Source organism: Rhodococcus sp. 14-2470-1b, assembly GCF_002259415.1.
Taxonomy (GTDB): Bacteria; Actinomycetota; Actinomycetes; order Mycobacteriales; family Mycobacteriaceae; genus Rhodococcoides.
In genome coordinates this window covers 1-23,812 of record NZ_NPFY01000036.1, presented here as the reverse complement: position 1 = coordinate 23,812, position 23,812 = coordinate 1, and the positions used below count along the sequence as shown (strand labels likewise).

Sequence of the window (23,812 nt, the reverse complement as noted above, 5' to 3'; positions counted from 1 at the left end):
CTCCTACGAGGTGAGGGTCTTCGAGCTGGGGGAGGGCTGTGGGTTGTGTGAATTCGGTGACTGCACGGCTTCGACGGTCACCGAGTCGGGACGAGTCTGTTCGGGGGTGGGAAGGGTGGTGCCGGGCAGAGCCGTCGCCGCGGTGCCGTACGCCACGGCTCGACAAATCAGGTCGGCGGGTGGGCATCGCTCTATGTCGGCGAGGATGTAGCCGGCAAGGGACGAATCTCCCGCGCCGACGGTGCTGATCGCGTCGATCTTCGGTGGCGAGGCGAACCACGCACCCTCCTGGGTCACCAGGACCGCTCCCGCGCTGCCCAAGGTGGCGAGCACCGCACCGACGCCACGCTCCAACAGGATTCGACTCGCGTCGATCGCCGCAGTCGGATCCCCCGCAGCTGCCGCACGCTCGAGGTTCTCGGCATCCGCTCCGGTGAGCTGCGCGAGCTCCTCGGAGTTGGGCTTGATCAGGTCCGGCGCAGAACGGGGGAACGACGCCGCGAGCGCGAGAAGCGGTGCATCCGACGTGTCCACGGCAACCTTGCACGCCGTCGTGGACTTCAGTGCCGCCACGAGTTCCCCGTACCAGCCGACAGGTATGCCGGGGGGAAGAGATCCCGACAAAGCCACCCAGGTTGCATCTCGTCCCAGGTCGACGACCGTCTCGAACAGTTCAGTCCTGGCTGCCTCGGACAACTCCGCGCCCGGCTCGTTGATCTTGGTGGTGACGCCACCGGGCTCGCTGACGGTGATGTTCGTCCGAGCGAGCGCGCCCGTCGGGACGGCGCAGTAGCGGACCCCCTTGTCGGACAGAGCCTCGAGCAGAGGGTCGTGCTCGGATGCAGGAAGCACCGCCATGGCCTGCACGCCGGAGGCGGTGAGAACCCTGGCCACGTTGACGCCTTTGCCTCCCGGGTCGCTCACCGACGCTCGCGCCCGATGCACGCCACCGCGCACGAGCTCGGTATCCAACACCACCGTTCGGTCGATACTCGGATTGGCGGTCAGTGTGACGATCATGCGATCACCACCTCGATTCCGTTGTCGGTCAAACTCTTACGGTCGGAGACCGCGATCTGGGCGTCCGTCACCACGACATCGATGTTCTCGAGTCGGGCGAAGCTGACCAGATGCTCGCGGCCGATCTTGGACGAATCGGCAAGTACGACCACATGATTGGCGGAGCGCACCATTGCTCGTTTCACGGCGGCCTCGTCGCTGTCCGGGGTCGACAGCCCGTGTCCGAGACTGAGTGCGTTCGTACCGATGAACGCCACGTCCACCCGCAGCCACTCCAGCGATGTCAGTGCTTCCTCGCCGACGGCCGCCTGTGTCGCACCTCGAACTCGGCCGCCCAGCATCCGAAGGCTGATTCCGGACAGGGGTGCAACTCTCGCTGCAATCGGAACGGAGTTGGTGACCAGGGTGAGCTCACGGTCGGGGCCGATCAACGCGGCCAATCGACCCGTTGTGGTTCCGGCGTCCAGCACGACGCTGCCACCCGAACCCGGGAAGTACTCGACCGCAGCGGCAGCGATCGCATCCTTCTGTTCGGCTCGCGTGTATTCACGTTCACCGACGCCGGGTTCGGTGACCGTCAGAGCCGACGCGGGCACCGCACCGCCGTGCACGCGCCGAACGACACCGAGGCGATCCAGCATCGCCAGGTCCCGGCGAACGGTCTCCGTGGTGACCCCGAACGAGGTGGACAGATCGGCCACCGAGACACGTCCACGACTGGTGATCAGCTCTGCAATCGATTGTTGACGTTCCTCTGCGTACATCTGTTCCTCCTCTCCGTCGTGCGTGCGGGCTGCGCTCTGGCCCAATTACGTGTTGGTTTATGTTGTTTTACGCCCGTATCTGTTGACATGTCAAGAGCAAAGAGTAATCTGAGTCACAACAAGTCGATCACAGCGGATGCGGACACATGCCCACTTCGCCGCGCGCACTTTTCGTTCAAGGAGGACACATGACGGGATCGCACCTCGCCGAGAACCAGGAGACCGGAGCATCACTGGCCGGTTCGGCGGTTCTGACCGGCACGCCCGTCGTACCCGGAGTCGGTTACGGCCCGGTGATCAGGCCCGGCGGTCGGCCGGACGTGCCCGTCGACGACACGGTGTTGGACGAGCAGGCACGCGGGCCCGAGCTCGAGAAGTTCCGTGAGGCGACGTCCGTGGTGGCAGGTCGGCTTCGGGGCCGCGCAGAGTTGGCCACCGGAGCGGCGTCGGAGGTGCTCTCGGCCAATGCAGCCATGGCTCAGGACCGCGGTTGGCTGAAGGCTGCCGAGAAGCACATCGCTGCCGGAGCGTCCGCGACGTCGGCGACCAATGCCGCGACCGAACAATTCGTAACGATGTTCACCAAGCTCGGCGGCCTGATGGCCGAGCGCGTCACCGACCTGCGTGACGTCCGGGATCGGGTCGTCGCGCAGATACTCGGATCGCCGGAACCGGGTGTTCCGGCCCCGACGGTTCCGTCCATCCTTCTCGCCGACGACTTGGCGCCCGCCGACACGGCCGGTCTGGACCCGAACTTCGTCGTCGGGCTCGCGACGTCACTCGGCGGACCCACCAGTCACACTGCGATCATCGCCCGTCAGCTCGGAATCCCCTGTGTCGTGGCGGTGTCCGGTCTCGACGACGTGGCGGAAGGGACGCCCGTGGTGGTCGACGGTATCGCCGGCAGCATCGTGCTCGAACCGGACCCGGCTCGGGCCACGCAGGCTGTGTCCGACGCGCGCGCAGAACTGGATCGGGTGTCACAGTGGGCCGGGCCGGGTTCGACATCCGACGGGCATCTCGTGGACATCCTCGCCAACGTCCAGGACGGTGCCGGTGCCCGCGCCGCTCGCCTGACCGCGGCCGAAGGCATCGGTCTGTTCCGCACCGAATTGTGCTTCCTGGACCGCGACGTGGAGCCGACGGCAGAGGAGCAGGCAGGGATCTACAGCGAGGTTCTCGACGCCTTCGCCGGGCGCAAGGTAGTCGTCAGGACCCTGGATGCGGGTTCGGACAAGCCGTTGCGTTTCGCGAACCACGCGGACGAGGCCAACCCTGCCCTCGGAATTCGCGGTATTCGAATCGCCGCGCAGAACAGGGGAATTCTGCTTCGCCAGCTCGACGGAATCGCCGCCGCCGCGACCGCGACGGGGTCGACGCCGTGGGTGATGGCCCCGATGATCGCGACCGCGGCCGAGGCCGAGGCGTTCGCGGACGACGTGCGGGCACGCGGGTTGAAGCCCGGGGTGATGATCGAGATTCCCGCCGCGGCGTTGATGGCCGAGCACATTCTCGAACACGTGGACTTCCTGTCGATCGGAACCAACGATCTCGCGCAGTACACAATGGCCGCAGACCGGATGTCTCCGCAGCTGGCCGACCTCACCGATCCGTGGCAGCCGGCGGTCATCGCGCTCGTCGCCCACACGGCGAAGGCGGGTGCGGCAGCGGGCAAGCCCGTCGGGGTGTGCGGTGAGGCGGCGGCAGACCCACTGCTGGCGTGTGTGTTGGTGGGTCTGGGGGTCACGTCGCTGTCCGCGGCGTCCGCCGCCGTAGCGCACGTCGGGGCGAAATTGTCCTCCGTCACGCTCGACCAGTGCCGCGCCGCTGCCGACGCCGCCCTGAAGACCGACAGCTCGACCGCGGCTCGTGCAGCGGTCACCGCGCTTCTGGCGTGAATGCCCTCTAGGATTCACTGCTTGTGAGTCGAAACTTCGGATGGACCCTGCACGGCGACGGAAAGACGCCCTCCGCGGGCGCGGTCGTAGCGCCCGACGAGCGGCTGTCATGGCCTCGCACGGTGGGTATCGGCATGCAGCACGTGATCGCGATGTTCGGCGCGACACTGCTGGTGCCGACGGTGACCGGATTCCCGGTCACGACGACGCTGCTGTTCTCCGGAATCGGCACCGCCCTGTTCCTGATCATCACGCGAGGCCGGATCCCCAGCTACCTCGGTTCGTCGTTCGCGTTCATCGCACCGCTCAGCGCAGCGCAGGCGGATGGCCCGGCAGCTCAGCTCGGTGCGGTCATGTCCGTCGGAATCGTGCTGGCCGCAGTCGGATTCGTCGTGAAGTTCGCCGGCGGGCGAGTGATCGAAGCTGTCATGCCACCCGTCGTGACGGGTGCCGTGGTGGTGCTCATCGGCCTGAACCTGGCTCCCGCAGCGACGTCGTCCTTCGAGGCGCAACCACTCGTCGCGGCAGTCACCCTCGTGGCCATTCTCGTGGTGACCGTGGCCGGTCCAGGACTCCTCGGCCGGCTGGGCATTCTCGTCGGCGTCGTCATCGGCTGGGTGTTCGCGGCGGTGGCCGGACAGATCGACGCAGCGAAACTCGACGCCATGAAGGCCGCCTCATGGATCGGAATGCCCGAGTTCCGTGGACCCACCTTCGAGCTGTCCGTCGTTCTGATCGCCCTGCCCGTGGTCATCGTTCTCGTCGCCGAGAACGTCGGCCACGTCAAAGCAGTATCCGCGATGACGGGGAAGTCGCTGGACGACCTCGCCGGAGACGCACTCATCGCCGACGGGCTGGCCACGACGCTCGCGGGTGCAGCGGGAGGTTCCGGCACGACCACCTACGCCGAGAACATCGGGGTCATGGCCGCCACCCGCGTGTACTCCACAGCCGCATATTGGGTCGCAGCCGTCACGGCAATCGTGCTCGCGTTCTCCCCGAAGTTCGGTGCACTGGTGTTCACGGTTCCCGATGGCGTCATCGGCGGCGCCACGCTCGTCCTCTACGGACTCATCGGCCTACTGGGAGTCCGGATCTGGTCCGACAACAAGGTCGACTTCACCGACCCGGTCAACCTCACCGTCGTCGCGGCCGCACTGGTCGCGGGAATCGGCGACCTGACCTTGACCATCGGATCGGTCGACCTCGGCGGAATCGCATGGGGCTCGGTGGGCATCCTCGTCGGCTACCCGGCTCTGCGCGCACTCAGCAGGCTCGCTACCCGCTAGTTCGGTCACCGATCCTGCGCGGCTCGGTCATCGACCGAGGTCGGGCGCGGTCGTAGTGTCGAGGGAACGCACGACAAGTGTCACCCTCGAAGGAGTAACCCGTGGACCGCACCCTGTTCGAACCCGAGCACGACCTCTTCCGCGAGTCGTACCGCAAGTTTCTGGACCAGCACGTAGCCCCCAACCATGCGCGCTGGGAAGAGCAGAACATCGTCGATCGTGACGTCTGGGTGGAAGCTGGTAAGCAGGGCTTCCTGGGAACGGCAGCACCCGAGGAGTTCGGCGGCGGCGGGGTCAAGGACTTCCGGTACAACGCCATCGTCACCGAGGAAACCACCCGCGGCGGATACAGCGGTATCGGGTTCACTCTCCACAACGACGTCGTTGCTCCCTACCTGATCGAGCTCACGAACGACGAACAGAAACAGCGCTGGCTCCCCGGGTTCTGCTCGGGCGAACTCATCACCGCGATCGCCATGACCGAGCCCGGTACCGGCAGTGATCTGCAGGGAATCAAGACCCGCGCGGTTCGCGACGGCGACGAGTGGGTCCTGAACGGATCCAAGACCTTCATCACCAACGGGATCAACGCCGACCTCGTCATCGTCGTCGCGTGTACTGACCCGGAGAAGGGTGCGCAGGGCTTCAGCTTGCTGGTCGTCGAACGCGACATGCCGGGCTTCGAGCGCGGACGCAACCTCGACAAGATCGGCATGAAAGCCCAGGACACCGCGGAGCTCAGTTTCACCGACGTTCGAATCCCCGCAGCCAACCTCCTCGGTGAGGAGGGAATGGGCTTCATCTACCTGATGCAGAATCTGCCGCAGGAACGGCTCTCGATCGCTGTCGTCGCAGCCGCAGCCATGGAATCCGCGCTGGACATGACCATCCAGTACTGCCGGGACCGCAAGGCGTTCGGCAAGTCCATCGGCAAGTTCCAGAACACGCGTTTCGTGCTCGCCGAACTGGCCACGGAAACGACCGCGACACGCATCATGGTCGACAAGTTCATCGAACTTCTCAACGCCGGCACGCTCACCGTGCAGGAAGCTGCCATGGCGAAGTGGTGGACAACCGAGAACCAGGTCAAGTTGATCGACAGATGCCTACAGCTGCACGGCGGTTACGGGTACATGAAGGAATACCCGATCGCCAAGGCCTACATGGATTCGCGCGTACAGACCATCTACGGCGGCACCACGGAGATCATGAAGGAGATCATCGGCCGAGGACTGGACCTCTGACCTCTTCGTAACCCCGAGCGCGCGCCGCCGCACCCCCCGGAACAGAGCGAACGTGACGTTCGGTCACTTCAAGTGACCGAACGTCACGTTCGCTCCGTGTCGGTATGGGGGAGGTGGTGATATGAGCGCAGTTCAGAGCTTGCGCATCACGGTGACGACCTTGCCCAGGATTGCTGCGTCGTTTCCGGGAATGGGCTCGAACAAGGGGTTGTGCGGCATCAACCAGACATCACCCTTGGTTCGCTTGAACGTCTTGACGGTTGCTTCGCCCTCGATCATGGCCGCGACGATGTCGCCGTTGTCGGCGACGCTCTGCTGACGCACGACAACCCAGTCTCCGTCGCAGATTGCTGCATCGATCATGGATTCGCCGACGACTTTCAGCAGGAACAGCGACCCCTGACCCACCAGTTCGCGGGGGAGTGGGAACACGTCCTCGACGGCTTCCTCGGCGAGGATCGGTCCGCCCGCGGCGATTCGACCGAGAACCGGCACGAAAGTCGGCGTCGGCAACTGGTCCTCGGACGGAGCGGAACCGTCGGCGACGGCGGCCGCGTGATCCGCTTGCACCTCGTCGAGCCCCCGCACGTCGACGGCCCGAGGACGGTTGGCGTCGCGGCGAAGGAAGCCCTTGCGCTCGAGCGTGCGCAGCTGGTGTGCTACTGACGATGTGGACGTGAGCCCGACGGCATCGCCGATCTCGCGGATGCTCGGTGGATACCCCCGCTCGGTGACCGACGCCCGGATCACCTCGAGCACCTTGCGCTGACGCTCGGTGAGTCCGGCGTTGATGTCCGTTCCCTCGCCCTCGAACGCCTTCGCGGTCGGCACGGCAGCAGGCTTGCCCGCAGCAGCCTTGCTGGCCGTACTTTTGGTCGCCGTAGTTTTCGCTGCCGCAGTTTTCGTCACAGCGGGCTTCCCGGCAGCCTTGCCGTTCGACCCAGTGCCGTTCGACCCCGTGCCGTTCGACCCGCTAGAGGTCTCGTCTTTCATTTGTGCGTCCTCCTGCGTGATGCGTGCGTGTGCCGGAACTCGAACGTGCTCGAAGACCAGAACGCGTGGGATGGATGTGACGTGTGGTTTCTGACACGAACTTAGCCCGTTATCGCTGTTGGATCAAACATCTGTTCGATCCGTGTCGCGTTTTCTACTGACTTTGTCGGAGGTGCGTGATAGAACTTTCGAACAAGCGTTCATCGAACGCCTGATCGAATAGCGTTCGAATCCACGTCTCGTTCGACACCGGAGGTTCCGATGAGCATCACTACCGAGCGGCCCGTCCGTACGGAGCAGCACCAGCAGACTCGCCGTGCTGTCCGTACCCGTCAGACAGAGTCGCAGCGTCGTGCGACGATGCAGCGTCGCCGTCATGTCGGCGTGTCCGCGGTCCGCGGCGGCCAGCACGACCGGCGGGCCGACGGGTGCGCAGATCAGGCGCATCGTAGTCAGCGCATCACCGTGCTCGGTGCGGTGGCGGGAGTGGTGGGGACCGCTGTGGTGCTGTTGGCGCTCGTCGGAATGGCAAACCTTCGCGCATCGTCGCTCGAATCCGTTTCCGCGCCCTCCCATGTCACGGTCCAGGTCTCGGACGGCACGGTCTTCAGCAGCACGGTCTCCGGCAGCACGGTCCCTGACGGCACAGTAGGCCCGTAGCGCTGTGTTGTGTCTGCCCCGTCTGCCAGGGGACGGAGCCGGCTCGGTTCCGCTCCGAGTATCCTCGAAGCCTGTGCCTCCTGTGTGCCGTTCGGGGGTGCGTGACGGCTACGACGGAGGCTCAACCATGCATTGCCCGTTCTGCAGACACCCCGACTCGCGCGTGGTGGATTCGCGGGAAGCAGACGAGGGTCAGGCAATTCGTCGTCGACGTTCGTGCCCGGAATGCGGCCGTCGGTTCACCACTGTCGAGACTGCGGTGCTGGCTGTGGTGAAGCGCAGTGGGGTGACGGAGCCCTTTTCCAGGGAGAAGGTCGTCAAGGGTGTGCGACGCGCATGCCAGGGCCGCGATGTCGACAACGATGCGTTGAATCTGCTCTCACAGCAGGTCGAGGATGCGGTCCGAGCGTCGGGATCGGCCGAGATCCCCAGCCACGAGGTGGGTCTGGCCATTCTCGGCCCCCTGCGTGACCTCGACGAGGTCGCCTACCTGAGGTTCGCGTCGGTGTACCGCTCGTTCAGCTCCGCCGAGGATTTCGAGAAGGAAATACTCGATCTTCGTGCGCACCGGCAGGCTGCCGCGGTCGACTGACGCTCGCCGGTTCACGAGCGTGCCGCGACCTCCATGGCCCGCATGAGACGCTTCTCCGACACCGGATAGGCCGTGCGGATGCTCTGCGCGAACAGGCCGACTCGCAGTTCTTCGATCATCCAGAACACATCCTGCACCGCTGAAGTGTGGTGCTTGGTCTCCGGTAGCGAGCGGAGCATCCTGTCGTATGCCTCGTACACGCGGTCGAGTACGTCCATACCTGCATCGTCACGTCCGGCACTGCTCGGCAGAGAATTCAGGCGTGCCGTCGCGGCGTTGAGATAGCGCGGGATATCCACGAGGCGCGTCGATCCGAACTCGAACACGAAACCGTCGAACACCAGTGAAGACAGCTGTTCTCGTACATCGTCGGCCGCGTCGCCCTGTAGTGGATCCAATACGGAACGCAGTTCCAGTGCTGCGGTGAGAATCGGCCGAACCAGTCCGAGTATCTCGCTGGTCCGTCGAGCGGTGTCGGCTCCGACCGCGGCGGCGAGTACCGCGAACTTCTCGGGAGACCGGACAGGACCTCCGTGCGTGGTCATCGACTCGTCGACAGCAGTTTTCCTGCAGTCGTCGAGCAGGCTTTCGACGCTGCCGTAGGGGTTCTGGCCGAGGGCCAGTCGTTCACGCGTCGGGATGCCGGCAAGCAACGCCTTCGTGCCTCGTGGTGCCGACTCCAGAAGAAGTGCGCGCGTTCCTTCGCGCATCGCGGCGCGCTGAGCAGCCGGGGTGCTGAGAACACGGACGGCCACGCCGCCGTCTTCCTGTATGAGGGCCGGGTAACCGGTCACCGTCTGTCCCGCGACCGATGTGGAGACCGTTGCGTCCAAGGTTCCCAGCGTCGACGACGTCCATGCCAGGGTCGCCGGTCGCTCGGCTACACCCACCGCACTCGCGACTTCACGATCGACTCGAGGCGCCAGTGCTTTTCGCAGTGCAACCAGGTCCTTGTTCGATCCGAGCGTCTTGCCGTCGGTGTCGACCGCGACGAACGTCATCCTCAGATGTGCGGGCAGAGAACCCAGATCGACATCGTCCGGATCGATTCGTGTGGACCCCAGCCGCGAGAGTTCACGAGCCAGCGCTGTCACGATCGGCTCCGAGCGCGGTTTCATCGACGCCAAAGCGGCAGAGGCGAAGTCGGGTGCAGGAACGACGGTGCGCCGTTGGGCCTTGGGCAGAAGTTTGATCAGGGCCGTGACAAGTTCTGCGCGCATACCGGGCACGAGCCAGTCGAACCCCACCGGCTGGACCTGTGCGAGAAGTGCGATCGGGATCCTGGCTGTGACACCGTCGGCTTCGGACCCCGGTTCGAACTGATAGGTGAGGGGGAAGAGGATCTCTCCCTGTCGCCACGCATCGGGGTAATCGCCGCCGAGAACCGACGCCGCGTCAGCATTCACCACCGTCTCGGTGGTGAAGTCGAGAAGATCGGGTGTACTCCGGCGAGTTTTCTTCCACCAGGTGTCGAAGTGACGGGCGGACACGGCCTCCGCGCCGATCCGTGCGTCGTAGAAGTCGAACAGTGCATCGTCGTCGACGACGATGTCGCGGCGGCGGGCCTTGTTCTCCAACTCGCCTACGTCGTCCAACAACTCACGGTTCCTGTGGAAGAACGGGTGCTGAGTCTTCCACTCGCCCTGTACGAGTGCGTGCCGGATGAACAGCTCGCGTGACGCCTCCGGGTCGACGGTGTGATAGTTGACGGGCCTGCCTGCGACCAGTGGGATGCCGTAGAGCGTGACGCGCTCGTAGGCCATTGCGGCTTGGCGTTTGGTGGACCAGTGCGGTTCCGAGTACGTCCGCTTGACCAGATGCGGTGCGAGCCGCTCGGCCCACTCCGGTTCGATTCGCGCTGCCATTCGGCCCCACAACCGTCCGGTCTCCACGAGTTCGGCGGCCATCACCCAACGCGGAGGGTTCTTGAACAATCCACTGCCGGGGAACACCGCGAAGTGAGTGCCGCGCGCACCGAGGAATTCGCGTTTGTCACCCTCGCGAAGGCCGATGTGCGACAGCAGACCCGAGAGAAGAGACTGGTGCAGAGCTGTCGGGGTCGACGGGGAATCGGGGATGGTCCACCCCATCCCTCGGGTGATCTGCCGCAGTTGACCGTGCAGGTCCTGCCATTCCCTGATGCGCAGGTAGTGCAGGAACTCGGCACGGCACATTCTGCGAAACTGGTTGGAGGACAAGTCGGTTCGCCGGTCCCGAAGGTACTTCCACAACTCGACGTACGCCAGGAAATCCGAGTTGGGGACGGCGAAGCGTGCATGCTGTTCGTCGGCGGCTTGCTGGTGTTCGGTGGGACGCTCCCGTACGTCCTGGATGGACAATGCCGACACGACGACGAGAGCATCGGCGAGTGCCCCGGTGTTGTTGGCTTCCACCAACATCCGACCCATTCGAGGATCCACGGGCAGAGCCGCGAGCTCGCGCCCGATGGGCGTGAGCTCCGGTTCGCCGGTTCCGCTGGACGGTTTCAGCGCACCGAGCTCCTCGAGCAGGCCGATTCCGTCCCGAATGCTGCGCGGGTCGGGCGCCTCGACGAACGGAAACTCCTGGATCTTCCCCAGACCGAGGGACGTCATCTGCAGGATGACCGACGCCAGGTTGGTCCGCAGGATCTCCGGCTCGGTGAACTGGGGACGGGACTCGAAGTCGTCCTCCGAATAGAGTCGGATGCAGATTCCGTCGGCGACGCGTCCGCACCGGCCTGCCCGCTGCCTGGCGGACGCCTGGGAGATGGGCTCGATCGGCAGCCGCTGGACTTTGGTCCGCAGTGAATAGCGGGAGATGCGAGCTGTTCCGGGGTCCACCACGTACCGGATGCCAGGAACCGTCAACGAGGTCTCCGCGACGTTGGTGGACAGTACGACTCGTCGGCCCGTGTGCGGGGTGAACACTCGATGCTGCTCGGCCGCCGACAGGCGCGCATACAGTGGCACTATCTCGGTTCCGCGGAACTGTCTCTCGCGCAGTGCATCCGCAGTGTCACGAATCTCGCGCTCGCCGGACAGGAAGACCAGGATGTCGCCGTCGCCCTCGCCGATCAGCTCGGCGACGGCGTCGCACGTGGCGTCCACCGGATCGAGATCCACGGTGCTGTCGTCGACATCGATGGACAGCGGGCGATACCGCATCTCCACAGGGAACGTGCGGCCGGACACTTCGACGATAGGCGCCGCAACGCCGTCCCGTGCGAAGTGCTGGGCGAACCGTTCCGGGTCGATGGTGGCGGAGGTGATGATCACCTTCAGATCCGGGCGGCGGGGGAGGAGCTGAGCCAGATAGCCGAGGATGAAGTCGATGTTGAGGCTGCGTTCGTGTGCCTCGTCGATGATGAGCGTGTCGTACTGCCGCAGAAGGCGGTCACGTTGGATCTCGGCCAGCAGAATGCCGTCGGTCATGAGCTTCACGAGCGTCGAATCCGACGACTGATCGGTGAACCGGACCTTGTAGCCCACCGACTCACCGATCGATTCGCCCACTTCCTCGGCGATGCGTTCGGCGACGGTCCGTGCTGCGAGACGACGAGGCTGCGTGTGCCCGATCGATCCTCTGATGCCGCGTCCCAGTTCCAAGCAGATCTTGGGTATCTGCGTCGTCTTGCCCGATCCCGTTTCACCGGCGACGATCACGACCTGGTTGTTCGCGATGGCGTCGGCGATGTCGTTCTTGCGGAGACTGACGGGTAGCGACTCGGGATACTCGATACGGGGCAGCGCCGCGCGCCGGTTCGCGACCACCGATTCCGCCTTCGCGACCTCACGTTCGACGGTGTCGACGGCGTCGGGTGTGCGGGCGCGGTCGAGTCTGCGACGCAGCCGGTGTTCGTCCCGAATCGAGACGTCGGCCAATCTGGTCGACAGTGCGCGACGACGTTCTGCGGTGGATGAGGTAGACATGCTGGCACAAGGATAGTTGCTGCAGCGTCCGCGGTGTCGGCGCGGTACACACCGATGGGTCGTCGGCCTGTGCAAAGATCGGCTATGCCTACCGATTCCACGTCGATAGTAATCAGAATTGCGAGGGTTGGGTTCGCTCTTCTGACAGCCGCAGCACTGGCGACGATTCTCGCGAAAGGTGTCGGGACCGAAGGTTTCTCGGTCGCGAACTATTTCAGTTACTTCACCGTCCTGAGCAACGTGCTGACCGTCGTCGTGCTGGGTATCGGCGGCATCGTCGATCCTCCAGGCGAGGGATGGCAGTTGTTCCGGGGTGCCGTGACGCTGTACATGGTGATCACCGGGATCATCTACGCCGTTCTTCTGGCGAACATCGACGTCGGTGTCGCGGATCCGTGGACCAACAACGTGGTGCACAGAATCATGCCGGTGGTCCTGCTTCTCGACTGGGTGATCGTTCCCGCACGCAAGCGGATCTCGGAGGCGCGGTCTCTTCTGTGGCTGCTGTTTCCGCTCGTCTACGGGATCTACAGCCTGATTCGAGGCCCGATCGTCGACTGGTACCCCTACCCGTTCCTCGACCCGCGAGGGCAAGGTTATGTCGCGCTCGTCATCGGACTGGTGGTGCTGACCGTGGCATTCGTGCTGATGGCACTCGCCGTGAACGCCGTCGGCCGACTCGGCAGCAGATGGCGACTCGGCAGTGGCGCGGACGACCGCAGTGACTAGGCTTCGGAGCATGTCTTCCGCGACCGAACCGAGTTTCGAATCCAGACACTCCGCGCTGTGGCACGGTTTCGCCGACATGGGCGCAGTCACCGCGTCCGGGCCGTTCGTCGTCGCCCGCGGTGACGGCGCCTACATCTACGACCGCGACGGTAACGAGTACCTCGACGCCACTGCCGGACTCTGGTTCACCAACGTCGGGCACGGTCGTCGCGAGATCGCCGACGCGGTGGCGACCCAACTGTCTTCCCTTGCGCATTACTCCAACTTCGGAGACTTCGTGCCGGAGACAACGTCGGTCCTCGCCGAGCGTCTCGCCGAGATCGCGCCGGTTGCAGGCAGCAAGATCTTCTTCACCTCGGGCGGATCCGACTCGATCGACACCGCGGCCAAGCTGGCTCGGCGCTACTGGCACGAGGTGGGCAAGCCCGAGAAGACGCTGATCGTGGGGCGGCAGAAGGCGTATCACGGTATGCACGTGGCGGGCACGTCACTAGCCGGCATTCCGGTCAACCACGAGAACTACGGCACACTGATGCCCGACGCCAGGACTGTCGCGTGGGACGACGCGAAGAGTTTGCTGGCACTGATCGAAGAGGTCGGGTCCGATAAGGTCGCTGCCTTCTTCTGTGAACCCATCATCGGCGCCGGTGGCGTCTACCTGCCGCCGGACGGTTACCTGGCGGAGGTCAGGCAGATCTGCCGAGACAATGACGTGCTGTTCGTCGCGGACGAGGTCGTCACCGGGTTCGGCCGTATCGGCGGATCGTGGTTCGCGTCCTCTCGGTTCGATCTCGCACCGGATCTGATGACCACCGCCAAAGGGCTCACCTCGGGATACGTTCCGATGGGTGCAGTGTTCATCGCCCCACAGATCGCCGAGCCGTTCTTCGCAGGCGGAGCCTGGTGGAGGCACGGGTACACCTACGGCGGCCACGCCGGTGCGGCCGCCGCGGCCCTCGCCAACCTCGACATCGTCGAACGCGAGAACCTCCTGCAGGAATCCGCTCGCCTGGAGTCGTCGTTGCAGACCTACCTCGCGCCGCTCGCCGATCACCCGCGTGTTCAGGAAGTGCGCAGCGGGCTCGGTGCGGTGGCGGCGATCCAGCTCGCGGATCCAGCCGAAGCCTTGCCGTTCGTCAAGACACTCCGCGAGCACGGGGTGTCCGGCCGCGCAGCCGGACAGGGAGCCATGCAGATCTCTCCGGCGTTCGTCATGACCGACGCCCAGGTGCAGGAGCTCGCGACTCGTATTCTCAGCGCGCTCGGCTGAACCTGGCCCGGAGGCGCTGCCCGCGAGTCGGTGTGGGCAGTGATGGCGGCGGTTCGGTTTCCGCAGCCTCGGCGAACCGACGGTGCAACTGCGCGCGTACCTCGTCCGGTGCGTAGGCGCGGCGAGTGCGCTCGGACTTCACGACGAGTGCTCCGGTGGCCGCGACACCGACGACGCCCGCGAGGCCGAGTAGCTTCCACAGCTTCATCGCTTCACCGTACTGGGATGCGGGGCCGGGAGTGGAGCCGGCAGGAACGACCCAGGATGGCCGGGTGTGGAGCCGGCAGGAACGACCCATGATGGCCGGGAGTGGAGCCGGCAGGAACGACCCAGGATGGCCGGGAGTGGAGCCGGCAGGAACGACCCAGGATGGCCGGGAGTGGAGCCGGCAGAAACGACCCCTTTACGCTGGGTCTCATGACTGTTTCGTCGATTTCGCTCGACACTGCTGTCGATGCCACTCGAACCGGTGACATCTGGATCTTCCGTGGACATTCGGCGGCCGATCGGGCGATACAGACGTTGACCAACAGTCCGGTGAACCACGTCGGAATGGCCGTGGTCGTCGACGATCTTCCGCCGCTGATGTGGCATGCCGAGCTGGGGAAGACGCTGCAGGACATGTGGACGGGCAATTTTCAGCGCGGAGTCCAATTGCACGACCTGCGAGCGGCGGTTCTGCAGTGGTCCGACAAGTACTCTCAGCGATGCTGGCTGCGGCAGTTGAGTGAGCCCGTGACCCGCGAGCAGGAGGATGCGCTGATGCGCACCATCGCGCGGATGGACGGAACCGCGTTCCCGACGACGGCGAAGTTGGCGGGCAGTTGGTTCAAGGGACGGGTACCGACGTTTCGTCGCCGATCACGCGAGGACGAGGCCGCCGGATCCGCGGCACTCGAAACCGCGTACTGCGCGGAAGTGGTTGCGATGACGTACGACTCGATGGGGTTGCTGACGGGCAACAAGAAGGCGAACTGGTTCGACCCCGGAAAGTTCTGGAGCGGCGATCGGCTCCCTCTTGCGCCCGGCGTCACGCTCGGCGACGAAATTTTCGTCGACGTGCCCGCTGTCACACGGTGATGGTGTTCTCCGACACGGTACGACCACCCAGCTCGATCCAGTCCCCGTCGCGACCGGTGACGAGAACGGAACCGCGTCCCTGAGCGACGACGAGTGCCCGCCCGAGTACTCCGGTGATCCAGACTGCCGCCGCGCCGGTGGCCTCGTCCTCGGCAATTCCCATGCTGGGTGCGAACATTCGTGACCTGATGTGCCCCGCGCCTTCGTCTGTCCAGGCCCAGGCGTAGTGGTGATCATCGGCGAACGACGCGGCATCGAGTTCGTCGACGTCGGCAGCGGAGTCCAGGTGATGCTCGACGAAGTGCGGTGTCCATTCCTGTTTGGCTCTGATCCAGGACATGTCACCGTCGTAGCGGACCGCGAGGTCGGAAGCGGGAACGGTCAATACATCTATCGGGGTGCCCTGTGCGCGCAGCCACCACGACAGCCCGACCGTGGGATGTCCGGCGAACGGCAGCTCCTGCGCCGGGGTGTAGATGGTCGCTTCGGCGCGAGCCGGATCGCCCGAACTGCGGCTGTAGAAGATGGTTTCGCTGAATCCCAATCGATGCGCCAGTGCCTGTCGTTCGTTCTCGGGGACGTCCTGGGCGTCGACGATTCCCAGGGGATTGCCGTAGTTGCCGTCCTGATCGGTGAACACTCGCACTACCGACACGTCGATACCCATGGCGGCAGAGTCTACGCGAGCGCTGACAAGCACTCCGGGCGAAAGGTGTTGCCGATGAGTTGGCCTAGACTGATCGGTATGTCCGATCAGAGTTATCAGCCGACGCTGTCGCAGTTGCGCGCATTCGTGGCGGTCGCCGAGCACCGCCATTTCGGTACCGCGGCAGCACGGCTGAAGGTCAGCCAGCCGACGCTCTCGCAAGCGCTCGCATCGCTGGAGCAGGGCCTCGGCGTCCAGCTGGTCGAGCGCAGCACGCGAAAGGTGCTGGTGACCACTGCAGGCAATCAGCTCCTGGGGCGGGCGCGAGCCACTCTGGAAGCGGCGGACGGCTTCGTCACGGAAGCGTCCGGCTTGGGCAGCACGTTGGCGGGCCCGCTCCGGTTGGGCCTCATTCCCACCGTCGCACCGTACGTTCTGCCCGCCCTGCTGCCGGCAATCGGTGCCGAGTATCCGGATGTCGTGCCGTTCATCGTGGAGGACCAGACCGAACGACTGCTCGCCTCGCTGCGGAGCGGTGCGATAGAAGCTGCCGTCGTCGCGTTGCCGACCGAAGAGAACGGTCTGGTCGAAATCCCCGTGTACACCGAGGACTTCGTCTTGGTCGTGCCGCCTGCCCACGATCTTGCGGGCCGAACCGGGCTCGCGCTGAACGTCCTCGCGGGGCAACCCATGTTGCTCCTGGACGACGGGCACTGTCTTCGTGATCAGACACTCGATCTGTGTCGATCCGTCGACGGTGCGCCGATGTCGAGCGACACGAGGGCGACGTCTCTGGCCACCGTCGTTCAGTGCGTCGCGGGCGGTCTCGGCGTGACACTCGTCCCGCGTTCGGCGGTGGAGGTGGAAACCGGCAGGGGAGCACTCGGTATCGGCGAATTCGCGGACCCCAAACCCGGCCGCACGATGGGACTGGTCCACCGAGCGTCGAGTGCGCGCGGCGACGAGTATCGAGCGATCGCCGACCTCATCTCTCGCATCGGTGCCCGGGTGGCCGGCCCGAATCAGCCCGCCTGAACCACGATCTCGTCGAACACGATCTCACCCGCAGCATTCGATTCCTCGAGGTCGATCGTTCCGACGAGCGACCATCCCTGGTCCCCATTGGGATCTTCGATGATCTGCCGCACCGTCGTCTCGTCCTTGCCCACGACGAGATCGAACAGGGCCGGGCCCCGCGCCGACGGGCCGGTGCCCATCTCCCCGTACTCCTCGAAGTACGGTGCCAGATCGAATTCCCAGTCGGGGCCGTCGTCGAGCTCGTCGAGAGCATTCCATCGGCGCCCGGCGGCGAGTTCGATTCGCTTGAAGACGGCGTTGCGGACCATGACTCGAAAAGCCCTGGGGTTGGCGGTGATCGGTTTCGGAGAATCCCCGCCGTACGCCTCCGGCCTGGTCTCCGGCTCCTCACCGGGGTCGGTCAGGTTCTCCCATTCGTCGAGCAGGCTGGAGTCGACCTGACGGACCAGCTCGCCCAACCATTCGGTGATGTCCTGCACCTCCTCCGTCCTGGCCTCGGGGGGAACCGTCTGGCGTAGTGCCCGATAGGCATCGGCGAGGTAGCGGAGAACGAGTCCCTCGGAGCGGCTGAGCCCGTAGTGACTGATCAGTTCCGCGAACGTCATGGTCCGTTCGATCATGTCGCGGACGACGGATTTCGGCGACAACGCAACGTCGTTCAACCAGGGGTGGCCTCCCCTGTAGATCTCGAACGCGGGGACGAGGAGCTCGGACAACGGCTTGGGCCACGTCACCTCTTCGAGGAGCTCCATCCGCTCGTCGTACTCGATGCCGTCGGCTTTCATCTGCGCTACCGCTTCACCGCGTGCGGCGTGCTGCTGAGCCATCAAGATCTGGCGTGGGTCGTCCAATGTCGATTCGATGATCGACACGACGTCGAGGGCGTGTGTCGCGGATTCCGTGTCCAGCAGTTCGAACGACGCCAGCGCGAACGGGGACAGCGGCTGATTCAGCGCGAAGTCCGGTTGCAGGTCCATCGTCAAGCGGGCGTATTTTCCGTCGGCATCCGGCTCGGTCGATTGCTCGACGATTCCGGCGGCAACGAGCCCGCGGTAGAGGGTGATCGCCCGAAGAATGTGTTTGCGTTGGGCGGGGCGAGTCTCGTGACTGTCCTCGAGCAGGTGGCGCATCGCGGTGAAGCAATTCCCGGGCCGGGCAATGACATTGAGAAGCATGGAGTTGTTCACCGAGAAACGGGACGTCAGTGGCTCCGGGCTTGCCGCGACGATCCGCTCGAACGTCGGCTCACCCCAGGACACGAACCCGTCCGGTGCCTTCTTGCGTTGAACGCGCTTGAGCTTCTTGGGGTCGTCACCTGCTTTGGCGACCAGACGTGCGTTCTCGATGTCGTGTTCCGGCGCCTCGACGACGACGGTCCCGAGGGTGTCGTACCCCGCGCGCCCAGCGCGGCCTGCAATCTGATGGAACTCGCGGGCGCGGAGTTGGCGCGTACGAACCCCGTCGTACTTGGTCAGCCCGGTGAACAGCACCGTTCTGATCGGGACGTTGATGCCGACGCCCAGCGTGTCGGTACCGCAGATGACCTTGAGCAGGCCGTCCTGAGCAAGTTTCTCCACGAGTCGTCGATACTTGGGCAGCATCCCCGCGTGGTGGACCCCGATGCCGTGGCGGACCAGCCGAGACAGCGTCTTGCCGAATCCGGTCGTGAAGCGGAACTGGCCGATCGCGTCCGCGATCTGGGCCTTCTCCTGCTTGGACGCGACGTTGACGGAGGTAAGAGCCTGAGCGCGCTCGAGGGCAGCTGCTTGCGTGAAGTGCACGACGTAGACCGGGGCGAGGTGTGTCTCGACGAGTTCCGCGATGGTTTCGCTGATCGGTGTGGTGACGTACGAGAACATCAGGGGGACCGGTCGTTCCGTGCCGGACACCACCGTGGTCACCCGCCCCGTGCGCCTGGTCAGATCGTCCCGGAAGAACGAGACGTCACCGAGGGTGGCGGACATCAGAAGGAACTGCGCGTTCGGGAGTTCGATCAGAGGAACCTGCCAGGCCCAACCGCGATCCGGCTCGGAGTAGTAGTGGAACTCGTCCATGACGACCTGTCCGATGTCCGAGTCCGCGCCCTGGCGCAGCGCCAGGTTCGCGACGATCTCCGCCGTGGCGCAGATGATGGGCGCTCCTGCGTTGACCGAGGCGTCACCTGTCATCATCCCGACGTTCTGTGCTCCGAAGATGTCGCAGAGAGCGAAGAACTTCTCGCTGACGAGAGCTTTGATGGGCGCGGTGTAGAACGTCCGCCGCCCTGCAGCCACGGCCGCGAAGTGGGCACCGACGGCAACCATGGATTTGCCCGATCCGGTGGGCGTGGCCAGGATGACGTTGGAGCCCGACACCAGCTCGATCAGCGCCTCTTCCTGCGCCGGATACAGCGACAGGCCGCGCTCGGCCGTCCACTCCTGGAAGATGTCGAACAGGGTGTCCGGATCCTGCGCCTCGTCGGTGGTGGGATCGGGGACGAGATCGAAGAGGAGCACCTCTACAGGTTATGGGTCGACGGGGAAGTCGATGTCACCGGAGTCCTTCGAGCCCGGCCGTCACGTGGCGCTGCGCTCGTCCGAACCCATCGCGCCGAGCACGGCCAGACGTGTACTCGCACTGCCGGAGATCATGTCCTCCCCGACCCCTGTCGCAAGGAGGTGTCGCCACCGCGCCTCGTCGAACTCGAGCGTCGTCGTCTCGTCGAAGAATGCTTCGAGTACGCGGAGGAATCGAATCGGGTCGTCGCGGAACGGGAAGTGACCGGATCTGCGAAACACCTCGAGCTTCGACCCGGGCATCGCTGCATGCGCGAGGCGCGCGTGGCTGATCGGAATCACCGAATCCTCGTCGCCCCAGACCAGGAGGACAGGCAGGCTTTCGGTGAGATAGCAGCGATCGAGCATCGTCACCACCTGTCCCCGCCAATCGACGACGGCTCGAAGGGTGCGTAGATATGCCTCGGACGCAGTCGGGTCGGGGAGACCGCTCAGCACACGCACGAGGTCCGGGGTGTCGTGCAGCAGCCCACCCGGTCGAAGCGGAGATCCATTGACTCGTCCCACGACCGACCCGGCCAGCTTCACCAGAGACAGTGCACCCGGGATACGCAGCAACTTCACGGCCTCGCTGACGAGGGGGAGCGAGGCGATCCTCAGGATCGGATGAACGTCCTTCGTCACGCCTCCGGATGCCACCAGGACGAGACGGTCGACCATGTGCGGGAACTGGTACGAGAACTGCATCGCGACGCCACCACCGAGCGAATGCCCGACGACCGTCACGTGCTCGATGCCGAGCACCGACAGTAGATCCCGCATCCCGTTGGCGTAGGCAGCCACCGAATAGTCCGCGCGAGGTTTGTCCGACTGCCCGTGCCCGAGTAGATCGGGTGCGATGACGGTGTAGTTCTGCGCGAGGTGGGGAATGACGTCGTTCCAGGTCTCGGAGTTGTCGCCGATCCCATGGATGAGCAGCAACACAGGTCCCTCGCCTGCGATCCGGTAAGCGCGCCTGTACCCATGGACGGTGCGGAAGGCGAGCCGCGGTGCAGAATCCGGCACCGGACGCAGCTTGCGTGTGCGCGGATTGCTCATACCGCCTCCTTCGTCCGACGAATTCCGTCCTGCCGTGGCAGGGATCTCGACTAAGACTCTCGCACGAGTTCGCGGCATCGGCGAGATATCGAGCGGATTTACAGTTACAGGTATGTTTCGGCTTGTCGGGGGCTGTTCGTTACACCGAAAAGGGCGATGTCAGGGGTGAAACATCACACCTGACATCGCCCGTGAAGAATCGGTCACCGAAACCGATCAGGGGTTGTCGTGGCCCTCGTCCGTGGCGTCCGGGTCGGTCGGGGCACCGGACTCGGTGCCGAAACCGGTCTGCTCGGCGAGGAACTTCTCGAATTCCGCACCCAGTTCGTCACCGCTCGGAAGGTCCTGATCCTTCGCCAACAAGGTCGACTGCTGCTCCTGGGCTGCGACGTACGTGTCGTACTGACGCTCCAGCGCGTGCACGACCGACTGGACTTCCTCGTTGCCGGTGATGTGCTCGTCGACTTGTTCTTTGACGCGAGCCGCCGCCTGCCCCAGCGCGACGAGGGGGAGGTCGAGCTCGCCGGCGGTGCTGACGTTCTCGAGCAAGGTCTCCGCGGCCGCCGGGTAATCCGTCTGCGCGAGGTAGTGCGGAACGTGAACGGAGAATCCCATGGACTCGTGACCGTGCTGGGCCATCCGTAGTTCGAGCAGCGACGAGGCGCTACCGGGAACCTGCAGTTCACCGGACCAGCTCTGATCCTCGGGAACCAAGTCCTTGTTGGACGAGTGGGCCGTCACACCGAGCGGGCGAGTATGCGGGATGGCCATCGGGATCGAACCGAGACCGATGGTGCGACGAACCCCGAGTTGCTCGGCCAGAAGGCGTACCGCAGTGGTGAACTTCTCCCACCGCAGATCCGGCTCCATCCCGGACAACAGAAGGAACGGCGTGCCGGTGTTGTCCTTGACGGCGTACAGATTGAGCTCGGGAGCGTCGTAATCCGAGAAGTGATCGGACTTGAAAGACATCGTCGGGCGCCGCGACCGATAGTCGATCAGCTCGTCCACATCGAACGACGCGACCAACTCCGTTTCCAGCGTCTCCCGCAGATGCTTCGTCGCCAGCTTGACCGCATGACCGGCGTCCGAGAATCCTTCGAGACCGTGGACCAGGACCGGACCCACTCCGTCGCTGGAAGAGATCTGTGGAGCCGGAAACTCCAGCTCGTACATACTCGACTTCTCGTCCATGCCGGACCCCTTTCGCTAGTTCGTTCGAGGCCCGGTGCGCGAGGAAAACGCCGAAACCGACTTCGAGACAGGATACTCGTCCGGTTCGGGCGGTAGCACCGGAAGTCGCTTTCACGACGCCCACTCCCCAGTGGAACACCTCCGGTCGTGTCGTTCATTCCCCGTGACCGCTCGACGAGACTTCGGTCAGCCCCCGAAACTCTCGAGTGCCCGGATCTTGTTGGTGACGTCCAGGGCCGCGACCTTGTACGCCTCCGACAAAGTGGGGTAGTTGAACACGGCGTCGACCAGGTAATCGACGGAGCCACCGCACCCCATGACTGCTTGTCCGATGTGGATCAGGTCGGTGGCTCCCGAACCGAAGATGTGCACCCCCAACAGCGACCTGTCCTCCGTAGACACGAGTAGCTTCAGCATGCCGTAGGAATCACCGGCAATCTGGCCTCGTGCCAGCTCCCGATAGCGCGACACACCCACCTCGTACGGGACGGAATTCTTCGTCAGCTCCACCTCCGTGGCGCCTACGTAGGAAACCTCGGGAATCGAGTAGATTCCGATCGGCTGGAGGTCCATCAGCCCTTTGCTCGGTTCACCGAACGCGTGGTACGCGGCCAATCGTCCCTGATCCATCGACGTAGCGGCCAGTGCAGGAAACCCGATGACGTCCCCGACCGCATAGATGTGATCGACCTTCGTCTGGAAGTTGTCGTCGACGAAGATGCGGCCACGAGCGTCCGCCTCGAGTCCCGCGTTCTCCAGTGACAGTGCATCGGTCAAACCCTGGCGTCCCGCCGAGTACATGACGGCTTCGGCCGGGATTCGTTTACCGCTGGCCAGTGTGGTCACCGTTCCGGACGGTCCGACATCCACTGCCGTGACTGCTTCACCGAAACGGAACGTCACCGCCAGATCACGCAGATGGAACTGCAGTGATTCGACGATCTCGCGGTCGCAGAAGTCCAGCATGGTGTCTCGCTTCTCGACGACGGTCACCTTCGTGCCGAGTGCAGCGAACATCGACGCGTATTCGATCCCGATGACGCCCGCGCCGACCACGACCATCGACGCGGGGATGAACTCGAGATTCAGAATGCCGTCGGAATCGAGGACTCTGTAGTCGTCGAACTCGATGTCCGCGGGTCGCGCCGGGGCGGTGCCCGTGGCGATCACGACGTTCTTCGCCTTGACGGTGATCCGCTCGCCACGCTGGTCGTCGTCGATGTCGACGGTGTGCGCATCCAGGAAGCGACCCGTACCGGTGATCAGTTCGATTCGGTTCCGCAGCAGCTGCGAGCGGACGACCTCGATCTCCTTGCCGATCACATGAGCGGTACGAGCAAGCAGATCCGCCGGAGTGATGTTCGCCTTGACACGGTAGCTGGCACCGTACAGCTCTCTCTGATTCATTCCGGTGAGGTACAGAACGGCCTCGCGCAGAGTTTTCGACGGGATGGTCCCGGTGTTCACACAGACACCGCCGAGCATCTTTCCCTTCTCCACCATGGCAACCCGTTTACCGAGCTTTGCCGCCGCGATGGCGGCCTTCTGCCCACCGGGTCCCGAGCCGATCACCACGAGGTCGTATTCCATCGATGCAGACATGGATCATGAATACTCCGCGTGCGCGAAGTTCGGATGCCGCTCCGGTCACAAGCACGTGAACACCGAACAGTTCGGCATGTACGAATGTCGCTACTCCTGCATGGGTTGTGGAAGTGTGATGTCAGGACATTTCAACCCGAGTGTGGAGGAAGCAATGCCGCAAACAGTGCGTGCCGTGGTCGCGAAGGCGAAGGGTGAGCCGGTCTCGATCGAGCAGGTCACTATTCCTGATCCTGGTCCCAACGATGTCGTGGTGAGGATCGCCGCGTGTGGGGTCTGTCATACCGAT

General features: G+C 64.5%; 19 protein-coding genes and 1 pseudogene. 10 read left to right on the top strand and 10 right to left on the bottom strand.

Annotated elements, in window-relative coordinates:
• Positions 1-3: 3 nt before the first annotated feature.
• Together CH293_RS24715 and CH293_RS24710 are read right to left on the bottom strand one after the other, a co-directional pair.
• Entirely contained in the window at positions 4-1,020 is a 1,017-nt protein-coding gene (locus tag CH293_RS24715) for a 1-phosphofructokinase family hexose kinase (RefSeq protein ID WP_094721753.1), read from the bottom strand.
• Positions 1,017-1,784, bottom strand: a complete 768-nt coding sequence (locus CH293_RS24710) for a DeoR/GlpR family DNA-binding transcription regulator (protein WP_037112882.1) — start codon at positions 1,782-1,784, stop codon at positions 1,017-1,019. Before CH293_RS24710 ends, CH293_RS24715 begins: the two co-directional genes overlap by 4 nt.
• Before the next feature lie 188 nt (positions 1,785-1,972).
• On the opposite strand from CH293_RS24710, the gene ptsP reads away from it, so the two are divergent.
• The 3 genes from ptsP (at position 1,973) to CH293_RS24695 (ending at position 6,215) form a co-directional block, all read left to right on the top strand.
• Positions 1,973-3,682 (top strand): phosphoenolpyruvate--protein phosphotransferase, encoded by a 1,710-nt coding sequence (gene ptsP, locus CH293_RS24705; protein WP_094721752.1) that lies wholly within the window; start codon positions 1,973-1,975, stop codon positions 3,680-3,682.
• A gap of 23 nt (positions 3,683-3,705) precedes the next feature.
• A complete protein-coding gene (locus CH293_RS24700; RefSeq protein WP_094721751.1) occupies positions 3,706-4,971 on the top strand; it encodes a uracil-xanthine permease family protein in 1,266 nt (421 codons plus the stop codon).
• A gap of 101 nt (positions 4,972-5,072) precedes the next feature.
• Positions 5,073-6,215: an acyl-CoA dehydrogenase family protein gene (locus tag CH293_RS24695; RefSeq protein WP_037112885.1), complete on the top strand. Its 1,143-nt coding sequence runs from the start codon at positions 5,073-5,075 to the stop codon at positions 6,213-6,215.
• A 132-nt stretch (positions 6,216-6,347) separates the two neighbouring features.
• On the opposite strand, the gene lexA is transcribed toward CH293_RS24695, so the two are convergent.
• Positions 6,348-7,046 carry a transcriptional repressor LexA gene (lexA, locus tag CH293_RS24690; protein WP_019664089.1) on the bottom strand — a complete coding sequence of 233 codons (699 nt, stop codon included), beginning with the start codon at positions 7,044-7,046 and terminating at the stop codon, positions 6,348-6,350.
• 423 nt (positions 7,047-7,469) lie between these two features.
• Between lexA and CH293_RS24685 the strand changes: the two genes are divergently transcribed.
• A complete protein-coding gene (locus tag CH293_RS24685) occupies positions 7,470-7,868 on the top strand; it encodes a hypothetical protein (RefSeq protein ID WP_094721750.1) in 399 nt (132 codons plus the stop codon).
• 127 nt (positions 7,869-7,995) lie between these two features.
• A complete protein-coding gene (nrdR, locus tag CH293_RS24680; RefSeq protein ID WP_026347603.1) occupies positions 7,996-8,460 on the top strand; it encodes a transcriptional regulator NrdR in 465 nt (154 codons plus the stop codon).
• Between the two features lie 11 nt (positions 8,461-8,471).
• Here the strand turns inward: nrdR and hrpA are convergent, their stop codons facing one another.
• Positions 8,472-12,371: an ATP-dependent RNA helicase HrpA gene (gene hrpA, locus CH293_RS24675; RefSeq protein ID WP_176460113.1), complete on the bottom strand. Its 3,900-nt coding sequence runs from the start codon at positions 12,369-12,371 to the stop codon at positions 8,472-8,474.
• An 84-nt stretch (positions 12,372-12,455) separates the two neighbouring features.
• Here hrpA and CH293_RS24670 point away from each other — a divergent pair, with 84 nt between their 5' ends.
• Both CH293_RS24670 and CH293_RS24665 read left to right on the top strand, forming a co-directional pair.
• A complete protein-coding gene (locus CH293_RS24670) occupies positions 12,456-13,100 on the top strand; it encodes a Pr6Pr family membrane protein (protein WP_019664085.1) in 645 nt (214 codons plus the stop codon).
• Positions 13,101-13,110: 10 nt separating this feature from the next.
• Positions 13,111-14,370, top strand: a complete 1,260-nt coding sequence (locus CH293_RS24665) for an aspartate aminotransferase family protein (RefSeq protein WP_094721748.1) — start codon at positions 13,111-13,113, stop codon at positions 14,368-14,370.
• Here CH293_RS24665 and CH293_RS24660 read toward each other — a convergent pair.
• Positions 14,354-14,578 carry a hypothetical protein gene (locus CH293_RS24660; RefSeq protein ID WP_037112892.1) on the bottom strand — a complete coding sequence of 75 codons (225 nt, stop codon included), beginning with the start codon at positions 14,576-14,578 and terminating at the stop codon, positions 14,354-14,356. The genes CH293_RS24665 and CH293_RS24660 overlap by 17 nt on opposite strands.
• 209 nt (positions 14,579-14,787) lie before the next feature.
• On the opposite strand from CH293_RS24660, the gene CH293_RS24655 reads away from it, so the two are divergent.
• On the top strand, positions 14,788-15,450 hold the full coding sequence (locus CH293_RS24655; RefSeq protein ID WP_037112893.1) for a hypothetical protein: 663 nt from the start codon (positions 14,788-14,790) through the stop codon (positions 15,448-15,450).
• Here CH293_RS24655 and CH293_RS24650 read toward each other — a convergent pair.
• The gene (locus CH293_RS24650; RefSeq protein ID WP_037112894.1) at positions 15,440-16,117 is read right to left on the bottom strand and encodes a PhzF family phenazine biosynthesis protein; all 678 of its coding nucleotides are present in this window, start codon (positions 16,115-16,117) and stop codon (positions 15,440-15,442) included. The two genes, CH293_RS24655 and CH293_RS24650, sit on opposite strands and share 11 nt — an antisense overlap.
• Before the next feature lie 78 nt (positions 16,118-16,195).
• On the opposite strand from CH293_RS24650, the gene CH293_RS24645 reads away from it, so the two are divergent.
• A complete protein-coding gene (locus CH293_RS24645; RefSeq protein ID WP_037112896.1) occupies positions 16,196-17,131 on the top strand; it encodes a LysR substrate-binding domain-containing protein in 936 nt (311 codons plus the stop codon).
• On the opposite strand, the gene CH293_RS24640 is transcribed toward CH293_RS24645, so the two are convergent.
• The 4 genes from CH293_RS24640 to sthA all read right to left on the bottom strand — a co-directional run bounded on the left by CH293_RS24640 (position 17,119) and on the right by sthA (position 23,523).
• Positions 17,119-19,629, bottom strand: coding sequence for an RNA helicase (locus CH293_RS24640; protein WP_037112897.1), 2,511 nt, complete (start codon positions 19,627-19,629; stop codon positions 17,119-17,121). The genes CH293_RS24645 and CH293_RS24640 overlap by 13 nt on opposite strands.
• A 60-nt stretch (positions 19,630-19,689) precedes the next feature.
• On the bottom strand, positions 19,690-20,727 hold the full coding sequence (locus tag CH293_RS24635) for an alpha/beta fold hydrolase (RefSeq protein WP_037113345.1): 1,038 nt from the start codon (positions 20,725-20,727) through the stop codon (positions 19,690-19,692).
• 216 nt (positions 20,728-20,943) lie between these two features.
• Positions 20,944-21,921 (bottom strand): proteasome assembly chaperone family protein, encoded by a 978-nt coding sequence (locus CH293_RS24630; RefSeq protein ID WP_094721747.1) that lies wholly within the window; start codon positions 21,919-21,921, stop codon positions 20,944-20,946.
• Positions 21,922-22,107: 186 nt separating this feature from the next.
• Positions 22,108-23,523 carry a Si-specific NAD(P)(+) transhydrogenase gene (sthA, locus tag CH293_RS24625; RefSeq protein WP_019664076.1) on the bottom strand — a complete coding sequence of 472 codons (1,416 nt, stop codon included), beginning with the start codon at positions 23,521-23,523 and terminating at the stop codon, positions 22,108-22,110.
• Positions 23,524-23,578: 55 nt separating this feature from the next.
• Between sthA and CH293_RS28685 the strand changes: the two are divergent.
• A pseudogene (locus tag CH293_RS28685) lies at positions 23,579-23,812 on the top strand (hypothetical protein); the annotation flags it as partial.

What these genes read in the sequence shown, in the direction of transcription:
- CH293_RS24685 (WP_094721750.1), top strand. Translation starts at nt 7,470, where the DNA reads ATGAGCATCACTACCGAGCGGCCCGTCCGTACGGAGCAGCACCAGCAG.
- CH293_RS24650 (WP_037112894.1), bottom strand. Translation starts at nt 16,117, where the DNA reads ATGGGTATCGACGTGTCGGTAGTGCGAGTGTTCACCGATCAGGACGGC.
- nrdR (WP_026347603.1), top strand. Translation starts at nt 7,996, where the DNA reads ATGCATTGCCCGTTCTGCAGACACCCCGACTCGCGCGTGGTGGATTCG.
- CH293_RS24710 (WP_037112882.1), bottom strand. Translation starts at nt 1,784, where the DNA reads ATGTACGCAGAGGAACGTCAACAATCGATTGCAGAGCTGATCACCAGT.
- ptsP (WP_094721752.1), top strand. Translation starts at nt 1,973, where the DNA reads ATGACGGGATCGCACCTCGCCGAGAACCAGGAGACCGGAGCATCACTG.
- CH293_RS24665 (WP_094721748.1), top strand. Translation starts at nt 13,111, where the DNA reads ATGTCTTCCGCGACCGAACCGAGTTTCGAATCCAGACACTCCGCGCTG.
- CH293_RS24660 (WP_037112892.1), bottom strand. Translation starts at nt 14,578, where the DNA reads ATGAAGCTGTGGAAGCTACTCGGCCTCGCGGGCGTCGTCGGTGTCGCG.
- CH293_RS24635 (WP_037113345.1), bottom strand. Translation starts at nt 20,727, where the DNA reads ATGAGCAATCCGCGCACACGCAAGCTGCGTCCGGTGCCGGATTCTGCA.
- CH293_RS24670 (WP_019664085.1), top strand. Translation starts at nt 12,456, where the DNA reads ATGCCTACCGATTCCACGTCGATAGTAATCAGAATTGCGAGGGTTGGG.
- CH293_RS24655 (WP_037112893.1), top strand. Translation starts at nt 14,788, where the DNA reads ATGACTGTTTCGTCGATTTCGCTCGACACTGCTGTCGATGCCACTCGA.
- CH293_RS24715 (WP_094721753.1), bottom strand. Translation starts at nt 1,020, where the DNA reads ATGATCGTCACACTGACCGCCAATCCGAGTATCGACCGAACGGTGGTG.
- hrpA (WP_176460113.1), bottom strand. Translation starts at nt 12,371, where the DNA reads ATGTCTACCTCATCCACCGCAGAACGTCGTCGCGCACTGTCGACCAGA.
- CH293_RS24630 (WP_094721747.1), bottom strand. Translation starts at nt 21,921, where the DNA reads ATGGACGAGAAGTCGAGTATGTACGAGCTGGAGTTTCCGGCTCCACAG.
- CH293_RS24645 (WP_037112896.1), top strand. Translation starts at nt 16,196, where the DNA reads ATGTCCGATCAGAGTTATCAGCCGACGCTGTCGCAGTTGCGCGCATTC.
- sthA (WP_019664076.1), bottom strand. Translation starts at nt 23,523, where the DNA reads ATGTCTGCATCGATGGAATACGACCTCGTGGTGATCGGCTCGGGACCC.